The organism is Terriglobales bacterium, assembly GCA_035651655.1.
Taxonomy (GTDB): Bacteria; Acidobacteriota; Terriglobia; order Terriglobales; family Acidobacteriaceae; genus DASRFG01.
In genome coordinates this window covers 127803-135628 of record DASRFG010000035.1, presented here as the reverse complement: position 1 = coordinate 135628, position 7826 = coordinate 127803, and the positions used below count along the sequence as shown (strand labels likewise).

Genomic DNA, 7826 nt, shown 5'->3' with positions numbered 1-7826 from the left:
GGCAGCATGCCGCTGGCGACGCCCACGAATCCCAGAATAAGCGTGGCGGTGAGCAGAATGGCGCCACTGATCTTCAGGTGAATGTCGCCCTTAGAGGCGTCGTCAACAAAGGCGCTCCACAATGTGAGCGAACCCACACTCCAGGAAATCAGGTACGCCAGCGCGACTCCGGCGATACCGCCGAGGAACGTGATGGCCAGTGCCTCTGACAAAAATTGGAACAGGATGTGGCGCTTGCGGGCGCCAAGCGCCTTCTCTACACCGATCTCGCGGGTGCGCTGGGTCACTGAAACCAGCATGATATTCATCAGGCCCACCCCGCCAATCCCCAGAGTGAGCAGACCAATGAAAGCCAACAGAACTTTGATTCCAACCGTGATGATCTGCAGCTCTTTGAATTCGCCGATCGCATCGAAGACAAACACCGCCCGCTGATCTTCAGGATTGAAATTGTGGTGGAACGCCATTGACTGCCGTACCGCTTTTGCCATGCGCTCGTGCTCGTGGCCTTCATATTCAATGGTGACATCATCAATGTGATAGGTGTCTCGCAGGTCGCGGATGGAACTGAAAGGCACATAAACCTTCCCGTTCACGTTGTCATCGCCATCATTAATCAGACGGTCCAGTATGCCCACCACTATGTAGGAGATGCCATTCAGACGGACGGTCTGACCCAGTGCTTCCTGGCCGGAAAAGAGTTTCTTTTTTACGTCAGAGCCGAGCACCGCTACCCGCGAATGGTTAAACTCATCCTGGTCATTGAAGAAAGTTCCCAAAGCTGTGCTCAAGTGACGGGTTTCCGCAAAGGAGGCCATAACGCCGTCCACGCTAAAGGTAGAGGCGCGGTTTCCGTATCCCACCGTGGCATCCTTGGCAGCCTCGGGCGAGATGCGCTTGATCAGAGGAACTTCGTTGCGCAGCCATTCCACATCGTCGGTGGTGAGCTTGATCTCAACTCCGGCTTTGCTGCCGCCCGCCTGCATCGAGGTCCGACCGGGAAAAACGACAATCAGATTGCCGGAAAAAGTTTCAAAAGCCACCATCAGGCCACGTTCAAATCCAGCACCGTAGGCGAGCAGAAGCACCACGGTCGCGATGCCCCACGCCATCCCCAACATGGTCAGCATGGTGCGACGGCGGTTGTGGCGCAGTGCGGTGTAGGACTCCTGTAGTAAATCGCGAAGCATGGCTACTCTTGTCTCAAAGCCTCCACCGGCTCCAGCTTGGCTGCCTTGCTGGCCGGATATAGGCCCGCCGCCACCCCGGCGATGGACAGTGCGCCAATGGCAGCCACGGCGGAAAATGGCACGATCCGCGGAGTATCAAAGCCGTCAGGAGCGGGCAGTTGTGCCAATCCGACCACCAACATAGCGGTCACAAAAGCCCCAATACCACCGCTGAGTACGGTGAGAAATGCGCCCTCCAGAAAGAACTGCGTGAGGATACTGCGCTGCGTGGCCCCTAAAGCCTTACGGAGACCGATCTCATGAGTGCGCTCGGAAACTGACACTAGCATGATGTTGATGATTCCAATCGCGCCAAGGCCGAGCGTCACCAGGCCGACAGCGCCCAGGAAGGCATCCATGGCAGTGAATATCTTGGCCACGCGTATGGAACCTTCAATAGTGTCCCAGTCCTGAAATGAGTCGGTGAGCGTGGCATCGAAATTATGGCGACGCGCGATGATGCGGTGAATTTCGCTTTTTGCCAGCAGGTGCTCTTCCGGGGTGCGGGGACGATAATTGAAAAATGAGACCGCATCTTCCGCGTCGTTCTCCTTAAGCGGATAGAGCACCCGCATGGTCTGCAGAGGGATGAATAGCCGGATATTGGTTCCGTTATTTCCCTCGCGACCAATCTTGGCCAATACACCGATGACCTGAAACTGCACCCCGTTCAGGAGAATGGTGCTGCCGACCGCGGGCCGGCCAGGGAACATGTTCTTCAGCATCTCCCAACCCACGATGGCCACGCGGCGACGTTCGCGATTGTCCTCCTCGTTAATCCAGCGCCCAGCCTGCAAGGGGACATTACGGATCTGGTTGTACTCCGGCTCCACCCCAAACACCTGGCCGTTCGCACTGGTGTAATCGCTCGAGGCGCGAATGTCGTCCCGCTGCAATACCGGCGAAATAGCTCGCAGGTAGTGCGCCTCGTTGCGAATGGCGACGTAATCCCCGTAGTTAAAATGGTAAGGCTGGGAGGACACCAGACTGCCCGCGACCGCGGGAATGCGTCCGGGGAAGGTGAACATGATGTCCTGGCCAAGGTTGGCGAGGTTCTTTTTCTGGCCGGAACGGAAGCCTTCTCCCAGTCCGACCAGTAACAATAGCGAGCCCACGCCCCAGGCGATTCCAAACATGGTTAAGAACGAGCGCAGCTTGTGTGCCCAGAGAGTTTGAAGCGACTGCCGGATAATATCGAGAAAGAGCTGCACCTATTCTGCTCCGGGAGCGATCTCACTTAGAGGTACGCACCTTTAGGCCGCGAGGTTCCTGTTGAACATTAGACTCCGGGCTGGCTGATCCGGCACATTGAGGGACGACTCTTGTGAACGCGGCTAGCGCTCGGCCGTGCGTTTTTCAACCTGACCTGCCCCCACCTTGGCGGGGTGAATCGTCCGGCTCGGAACCTGCTCGGCAGCTTTGGGTTCCTGTGGGACCCGCTCTTCCGGGTATTCATAAACTCCCCGGCCGGATTTCCGGCCCAGCCGCCCGGCTTTGACATATTGCACCAATAATGGTGCAGGACGATACTTCTCACCCAAGCTGCGGTGGAGGTATTCGAGAATGTGCAGCCGGGTATCCAGGCCCACGAGATCGACCAATTCGAACGGCCCCATCGGGTGATTCAGACCCAGCTTCAAGGCTTTATCAATGTCTGAAGCTGAGGCGATGCCCTCCTGCAGCAGGTAAAACGCCTCATTGCCGATCAGGGCGTTGATGCGGCTGGTTATGAATCCCGGCGCCTCACGAATGACCACGGTTTCCTTTTTCATCCGCCGGCCTACTTCGACAGCGGTGGCCACGGTTTCGTCGTCAGTCTCCAGAGCACGCACGATCTCCAGCAGCTTCATCTTGTGGACGGGATTGAAGAAGTGCATCCCGATACACTTCTTGGGCCGATAAGTGACAGAAGCAATCTCACTAATGCTTAACGAGGAGGTGTTCGAAGCCAGGATGGTCCCGGGGCGGCAGAGCTTATCGAGCAAGGTAAATATCTCGATTTTTGACTCGAGTTCTTCCGGGACGGCTTCAATGACCAGGTCGGCTTCGCGGGCGGCCTGCTCAACCGAACCAGCGTACTCGATGCGGGAGAACGCGGCATCAGCCTCACTCTTCTCCGCCTTCCCCAACTCGACGGCCTTATTCAGATTAGAGCGAATCTCGCTCTCCGCGCGCCGAAGGGCGTTGGGCAGAAGGTCTTCCAGGATGGTGCGATAGCCGCCCACGGCTGCGGCATGAGCAATGCCTCGTCCCATGATGCCAGCGCCGATCACAGCTATCGTCTGGATCTGTCTTGGATTGCCGGGAGTGGCTTCAGGCACTACTTGCCCCCGCGTTCCATATCTTCGAGGACCTTGATGAAGTTAGGATCGGACTTGCGCATGTATTCGGCCAGGCGCTTCTTCTCTTCCGCGTCCATCATTGGCATGGTGGCTGTAATGCGACGCAGAGTGGCAGAAATATCATCAACGTAATTCATTAAACGAATAAGTTCGCCGGTGGCGGCCATTAGGGCTCCTCTACTTAGCTTCGAACAAACGGAACAACTATTTTCTACTGTGCTCTCAGTTTAGTAAAGCGAGCAATCGCTCCTGCAGGACGTGAAGCAAAAGGTTCCAGCATAATTCGGAGTTACAAGGGAAGCTATTCGGACGTGTGCCTGAGGAGGCGTGGAACGCGAACTTCCGAAGAGTCTCGAATAAGTGGCGGTCTAGCCTCGTCGCAAACACTCGAAAAACCTGGGACACCGTGGAAGCGTGGGCCTTCAGGCCCACGATAAAGCGCAAGAAATAAGCGGGGCTTTAGCCCCTGCGGATTTCGAGTCCACAGGGGCTAAAGCCCTCATCTCCTGCTGCCAGCCGCACGGCTAAAGCCGTGCTCTTCCACGTTAGGAGACAAACCGGGGACCCCGGGCGATAATGATATGTGCTTCGCGACAAAAACCTGGTGCCGCTCTCCCGCCAGCACCACAATGCACTGGCGCTCTGTGTTCGCATCCTTCGTGCAATCGAGTCAGGTGAAGTTGATCTTAAGGCCTGGCAGGGGGAGATCAGGCAGGAGTTCGAGCAGGAGGTCAGCAGCCACTTTGAGGCCGAAGAAAGCGTGCTTTTTGTGGAAGCTGCCAGGTTTCAGGAGCTGCAACCGCTGGTTCGTACATTGCTGGGCCAGCATTCGGTGCTGCGCGGGTACTTTTCTAAGGCAGCAAATGGCGACCTGACAGCGGGCGACTTGAAGGTTTTTGCCGAAATCCTGTCATCCCATATACGAACCGAAGAGCGCGATCTCTTTGAAAGCTGCCAGCGGCTGATGGCAGCCGCCCAACTTGCCTCGCTCGGGGGCAAATTGAATGATGCTCTGGAGAGCCTTGAGGGCCGCCAATGCTCAATTCCGAGCCCCGCTACGCGGCTTCGGCCAAAGCGACGGCCTTGATCGGGATATTGTCACGTTTGTTGACCATTGCGCTCCTGGAACTGCCCAGGCGCATCTAACTGCCTGAGTGCGTACCAACACCTCAACCCTGGTCGCCGAGTCGAGTGGGCTGGCGGAATGCCTTGACCGCCTTGCCGCCCAGAAGCACGACGATCGCCCGGTCTCGACCTATCGGCTTCAATTCAACCGTGATTTCCGCTTCGGCGATGCTCGGGCGCTGCTTCCCTACCTGAGTGCGTTGGGAATCAGCCATTGTTACGCCTCGCCCCTTCTAAAAGCGCGGGCCGGGAGCCAACACGGCTACGACATTACCGACCATAATGCCATCAATCCGGAGATTGGAACCGAGCAGGAGTTCCATGAGTTTGTGGCCGAGTTGAAGAGGTTTGGAATGGGCCTGATTTTAGACACGGTGCCCAACCACATGGGCGTCGGCCAGGGTGACAATCCCTGGTGGCAGGATGTGCTGCAGAACGGGCGAGCCTCCACTTATGCCGAATTCTTTGATATTGACTGGGAACCGCTCAACGAGGAACTGACCAACCGAGTGCTTTACCCGATTCTCGGCGGACCGTACGGACAGGAACTTGAAGAGGGCAAGATCCGGGTGCAATTCCGCGACGGGCAATTCTCTATCCAGTATTACGACAAGCGGATGCCAATTGATCCGCAGACCGTTCCGCTGGTTTTTGAGCCTCTGGGCGATCTGCGCGTGCAAGAGGTGGAGCTGCCTCAGGAGGAGCAGGCAGAATTGGAGAACGTCTTATTCGAGCTGCGCCGGCTTCCACCCCACACCACCACCGATCCCCAGCAAGTCCGCCGCCGACAGGCTGAAGCCCCAGCCCTTCTAAATCGGCTCGCTGATCTGGCAAAACGTTCGCCGCAAGTGCGCCACCTGATTGAGCGCGCGCTGGAGACCTGCAACGGGCAGCCCGGGGACAGCCACAGCTTTGATCCGCTGCACCGCTTGCTCGATGCTCAACCCTACCGGCTCGCGCACTGGATGGTTTCGGGCGAGGAGATCAATTACCGGCGATTTTTTGACATCAATGAGCTGATCGGCCTGCGCATGGAGAACCCAAAGGTGTTCGCTGCCACTCACCGCCTGATGCGCAAGCTGCTGGGTGATGGCAGTATCGCAGGAGTACGCGTGGACCATCCTGACGGCTTGCTGAACCCGGGGCAGCACTTTACGCGTCTGCAGATGCTCTACGCCGCCAGCCAATGCTGTGGACCTGAGCCCATCCCTCCTCTGGCAGAGAACGGAATCGAGGAAGAAGTACAGACGATCTTTGGACAGCATGACTGGATGGCGCGAAGGGTGCCGCTCTACGTCTTAGTGGAGAAAATCCTTCAGCCAGGAGAAGAACTTCCCGACTGGCCGGTGGATGGAACGGTAGGCTACGAGTTTGGACGATTGGTAAACGGAATTTTTATTGATAGCCGGAACGAACGGGCTTTCAACCGCCTCTATGAACGAGTCCTTGGCGGGGTGGCAAGTGTAGAAGACGTGATCTACAACTCCAAGAAGTTGATCGTAAACGGCGCTCTGGCCAGCGAAGTGGCTGTGCTTACGGACTTGCTGGGAGAGATTTCCACCCGCGACCGTAGAGCCCGGGATTTCACTCTAAAAGCCTTACGCAATGCCATCCGCGAAACCATCGCGTGTTTCCCGGTTTACCGGACATATATTGATGAGCGTGGGCACATCACCGAAACCGATCGCGCTCGCATCACCAGTGCAATTGCCCGGGCGAAGCGCCGCAACCAGGACATGCCTTCGGCGGTCTTCGAATTTCTACGAAATATTCTGCTGTTGCAGCCCAATGCCGCCGCCGGCAATGGGCTGAGCGACCAGGACTACCGGCAGCGGCTGTATTTCGTGTTGAAATTCCAGCAACTGAGCGGTCCAGCCATGGCCAAAGGCCTGGAAGATACGGCGTGTTATGTCTATAACCGATTTGTGGCCGTCAACGAAGTTGGCGGCTCACCGCGAGATTTCGGCGTTTCCGTAGAAGAATTCCACCAAGGGAACCAGCGGCGCGCGGAGAACTGGCCGAACTCCCTGTTGTCCACCTCCACGCACGATAGCAAGCGCAGTGAGGATGTTCGCGCCCGCCTCGACGTACTTTCAGAAATGCCTTCCGCGTGGTCGGCCGCGGTAATGCGGTGGCGGCGCATGAATCGCGAAAAGTTGCCGATTATCAGCGATGGACGTCGCGTCCCCGACGCCAATGAGGAATACCTTCTATACCAGACGCTGGTAGGCGCGTGGCCGTTCTCTTCTTCGAAAGGGGACTCGCGGAGGGAGTTCACGTCACGTATACAGCACTACATGAACAAGGCGGTACATGAAGCCAAAGTGAACCTGAGTTGGATCAATGACAACCCCGAATATATCGCCGCCTTAAACGAATTTATCGCGCGGATATTGCAGCCGGGACGTGAACGCGGCCGAAATTCATTCCTGGCACATTTGGAGAACTTTATTGGTCCAGTGGCGTTTTTTGGAGCGCTTAATTCTTTGGCGCAAGTAGTGCTCAAGGTCACTTCTCCAGGCGTACCCGATGTGTATCAAGGGAACGAGCTCTGGGAATTTCGCCTGGTGGATCCTGACAATCGTTATCCGGTAGATTTCGAACACCGGCAGGAGATCACGGAGGCACTGATCGCCCGCTCCGAGCCGGGTGATGTGAACCAGCTCTGCCGGGAACTCCTCGCGGACTATCACGACGGCCGAATAAAGTTGTGGACGACGATGCGCGCGATGCGCTTTCGTCGCGAGCACCCAGACTTGTTCAAATCCGGAAGTTACATTCCGCTGCGCACCGGGGGAGAACATGGGGAGCATTTCCTCGCGTTCGCCCGCAGCTACAAGGACCAGTGGACGGTAGTGGCAGTGCCGCGGTTGGCTTACAGCATGATGAAAGGGCGTATGCAGCCGCCGCTCGCGGAAGCCTGGGGCAACACTGAACTGGAGCTGCCTTCCGAACTTTCCAACGTCGCACTGGTCAATGTTTTCACGGGTGAGGTGATCGCGCCCCGCAACGGACGTCCCATTCCCGCCCGCGAAATCTTCGGCTCGTTTCCAGTGTCAATACTTGCCAGCTATTAGACACTCCCTCTCGCGGAATGCTAACCTCCGCCACTCGCCCAGCATCAGTCCAT

At 57.0% G+C, this 7826-nt stretch carries 6 protein-coding genes; 2 read left to right on the top strand and 4 right to left on the bottom strand.

The window, feature by feature from the left end:
- The 4 genes from VFA76_17035 to VFA76_17020 all read right to left on the bottom strand — a co-directional run.
- Positions 1 to 1190, bottom strand: a 1190-nt coding sequence (locus tag VFA76_17035; protein HZR33552.1) for an ABC transporter permease, incomplete at its 3' end; no start/stop codon positions are given.
- 2 nt (positions 1191 to 1192) lie between these two features.
- Complete coding sequence (locus VFA76_17030) at positions 1193 to 2440, bottom strand: ABC transporter permease (GenBank protein HZR33551.1); 1248 nt, start codon at positions 2438 to 2440, stop codon at positions 1193 to 1195.
- Between the two features lie 123 nt (positions 2441 to 2563).
- Complete coding sequence (locus VFA76_17025) at positions 2564 to 3550, bottom strand: 3-hydroxyacyl-CoA dehydrogenase NAD-binding domain-containing protein (protein HZR33550.1); 987 nt, start codon at positions 3548 to 3550, stop codon at positions 2564 to 2566.
- Positions 3550 to 3738, bottom strand: coding sequence for a hypothetical protein (locus VFA76_17020; GenBank protein ID HZR33549.1), 189 nt, complete (start codon positions 3736 to 3738; stop codon positions 3550 to 3552). The genes VFA76_17025 and VFA76_17020 overlap by 1 nt, the downstream gene beginning before the upstream one ends.
- Positions 3739 to 4154: 416 nt before the next feature.
- Between VFA76_17020 and VFA76_17015 the strand changes: the two genes are divergently transcribed.
- Entirely contained in the window at positions 4155 to 4658 is a 504-nt protein-coding gene (locus tag VFA76_17015; protein HZR33548.1) for a hemerythrin domain-containing protein, read from the top strand.
- Positions 4659 to 4725: 67 nt separating this feature from the next.
- Positions 4726 to 7773, top strand: a complete 3048-nt coding sequence (gene treY / locus VFA76_17010) for a malto-oligosyltrehalose synthase (GenBank protein ID HZR33547.1) — start codon at positions 4726 to 4728, stop codon at positions 7771 to 7773.
- Positions 7774 to 7826: the final 53 nt, after the last annotated feature.